Origin of the sequence: Citrobacter sp. NCU1 (genome assembly GCF_010231475.1) — a bacterium.
Classification (GTDB): domain Bacteria; phylum Pseudomonadota; class Gammaproteobacteria; order Enterobacterales; family Enterobacteriaceae; genus Citrobacter_D.
Genome location: NZ_NRDO01000077.1, coordinates 1 through 2,365, shown reverse-complemented (window position 1 = coordinate 2,365; position 2,365 = coordinate 1). Strand labels below are relative to the sequence as shown.

The following is a 2,365-nucleotide window of genomic DNA, read 5'->3' as shown; positions in this document are numbered from 1 at the left end:
CGCAACTCATCCTCGCGGGCGATCGCTTCATCCAGTTTTTTCAGTTCACCTTTTGCGTTGTTCCACTCGGTGCGCTGTTCTTCCGTCCAGGTGTTGTCGCCGATTTTGTCATGCAGAGCGCGCATATCCGCAGCAATGGTGTTTCGTTTCTGCTTCATTTCATGAAGTTTCATAGCGTTAATTTCCCCAGATATTCAACAAATCAAGCACGCGCTCGCGTGCGGCTTTTTCATTAATGGCTTTCTGCAGTGCGCCGCTCTGGCGTGCCTCCTGCCATGCCTCCATAGAGCGCAATGAGGAATCAGCGTCGCGGTAAGCCGGGTATGTGACCGGGCTTACATCGAGCAGGCGTGAAATTCGGGATATTTCCCGAATCACTACACCGTCGTCATCCTGGTACCATTCCTCACCATCGCGCGCGACGCGAAATGCAAAGGAGGACTGGTTAATATCTCCTCTAAGCATTGGCGCCAGCACCAGGTCGCGGATAGTTTGTGTTTCCGGAGCAGCAATGTCGTAACGCAACCCACGATCGTCAACCGACAGCGCCAGCGTGCCAGCACTACAGCGACCTAAGATAAAATTAGGGTCATGGTTAAACAGCGCCCGGACATCATCATTCAGGACGTCATCGAAGGCGCCAGGCTTGATGATTTCGCGAAACGAGCCAAAAATAAGTTCAGAGCGACTGTCAAAAACGGAACCGTAGCCAATGATTCGGCCCGGCTCGCTGTCCTGCGTCACTGCGCGGACTTCACCGCTGTAACAGCGAATTTCCCGGTCATCACTCATCTGTTTTGTTCTCCTGCTGTTTTTTTTCACCTGAATCGACCTGTTTCGCGGCGTTAACGCTGACCAGCATTTCATCCAGGCCTGGTTGAGGATTCAGATGTTCAAGTCCGCGCACTTCATTGCGACTCATCCAGCCGTCAGTAATTGCGTAATGATAGAATTCGGCACGTTCTTTGGCGGTACCGCGCAAAAGTCCGGAGAGGTCGAAGCGAACGTAATAGCCCGCCTTCAGTTCGGCACGTGTAAAAAGGCGGCGGTTTAGCTCCTGCTCCCAGTTCACCACCCACGGCATGATCGTGTAGCGTACAAACTGGATGGCCTGCTCGCTGATATTGGAAAACGTGGCTTTTTCCAGGTCGTTGATCATGTGAGCCGGTACATTAAAAATACTGGCGATAAGCGAGCGGTTCAGTTTCATCATGTCGATGATCTGCATATCGACCGGAGAAACCGTCAGCGCTTTATAATCAAGGTCTGCAGGCAGCAACATGGTTTTATTTTCCTGCTTGCGCAGGGCGGCAGACGCCTTTTTCCACATTTCTTTCAGGTTGTTCCAGGCTTCAGTTTTCAGTTCACCTTTTACCGAAACAATCCCCGCCGGGCGCGCGTTCCCCTGGAAAAAGGAGTTGATGTATTCCTGCCCGCTCATCCCCATGCCAATGGTCTGCGCGTGCTGCATAACCGGGCTAAACCCAACCTTTTGGTTATTGCCCAGCGCGCGAACGTGAACCATGTCATCAGGGCTGACTGCATAACTGCCGTATTCGTTATAAACGCCGTAGGTATAGCGCCCCCCCTGGTCAATAAGACTGGTTTCCCACGGCATCACTGCTTCCAGTGAATCCAGTTCGCCACGCCGGGTACGCCTCACCCAGGTATAACCATTCCCCCAGCCCAAAATATGGCGCTGCTTCAGCTCGCGCCATTTATAGCTCGTTTGCCAGAAATTAGGTTCGCTGCCGAGCAAATACCATGCGGGGTGATCCGTGGCTGGGTGCACCTCTTTATCGGTTTTGCGCAGCACATAAAGCGGCATCTGCGCGATGTTCGACGACAGCACATAAATACAGGCATAGACCGCTGCCAGCTTCATTGCGGTTTCAGGCGTAACCTGCAGCGACCGGATACAATCCAGATCGCCTAACTCCGGTGTTATCGGGTTTGCGGGGTTTTCCGGATTGCCATCTTCACTTCGAAATAATGCGTCAAGTAGCATGTTTCCCCCTTGCCGCAGCCAGCAGCGCACCAGCCAGCATTAGCCCTCCGGAGAAGATCAGCGCAGGTGCCAGGCCAAATTGCAGATAAAAACCAGACGTGAGCAGACCAAAGCCTGCCAGCCCAAGCACATCCAAAAATAGTGATTTCATAGGATCAGAAAATCTTCGTCCGGGTTGAGTTGCGAAAGGGCATCGGTCGGTTCAACAATCATGCAGCGACCTATCGCCATAATCAGGCCGACAGCACCGTCGATTTTATTTTCATTACCCTGTTTTATCGGGCGCACCACATCATCGTCGCCAGGTATGTGTTTGCCGATCACGTTGCTGATACACCAGGTTAAAACCGGGTTGCC

4 protein-coding genes and 1 pseudogene are annotated in these 2,365 nt (G+C 52.6%); all 5 read right to left on the bottom strand.

All coding sequences use genetic code 11. The features are described 5' to 3' along the window. A pseudogene (locus CJP72_RS21070) lies at positions 1 to 173 on the bottom strand (phage major capsid protein); the annotation flags it as partial. Between the two features lie 4 nt (positions 174 to 177). Next, complete coding sequence (locus CJP72_RS21065; protein ID WP_162383262.1) at positions 178 to 792, bottom strand: HK97 family phage prohead protease; 615 nt, start codon at positions 790 to 792, stop codon at positions 178 to 180. Then, positions 785 to 2,008 (bottom strand): phage portal protein, encoded by a 1,224-nt coding sequence (locus tag CJP72_RS21060; RefSeq protein WP_162383261.1) that lies wholly within the window; start codon positions 2,006 to 2,008, stop codon positions 785 to 787. Before CJP72_RS21060 ends, CJP72_RS21065 begins: the two co-directional genes overlap by 8 nt. After that, on the bottom strand, positions 1,998 to 2,159 hold the full coding sequence (locus CJP72_RS25275) for a hypothetical protein (RefSeq protein WP_193568827.1): 162 nt from the start codon (positions 2,157 to 2,159) through the stop codon (positions 1,998 to 2,000). The genes CJP72_RS21060 and CJP72_RS25275 overlap by 11 nt, the downstream gene beginning before the upstream one ends. Further along, a partial coding sequence (locus CJP72_RS21055; RefSeq protein ID WP_238340138.1) for a terminase TerL endonuclease subunit occupies positions 2,156 to 2,365 on the bottom strand: 210 nt, incomplete at its 5' end. The genes CJP72_RS25275 and CJP72_RS21055, both read right to left, overlap by 4 nt.

What these genes read in the sequence shown, in the direction of transcription:
- CJP72_RS21065 (WP_162383262.1), bottom strand. Translation starts at nt 792, where the DNA reads ATGAGTGATGACCGGGAAATTCGCTGTTACAGCGGTGAAGTCCGCGCA.
- CJP72_RS25275 (WP_193568827.1), bottom strand. Translation starts at nt 2,159, where the DNA reads ATGAAATCACTATTTTTGGATGTGCTTGGGCTGGCAGGCTTTGGTCTG.
- CJP72_RS21060 (WP_162383261.1), bottom strand. Translation starts at nt 2,008, where the DNA reads ATGCTACTTGACGCATTATTTCGAAGTGAAGATGGCAATCCGGAAAAC.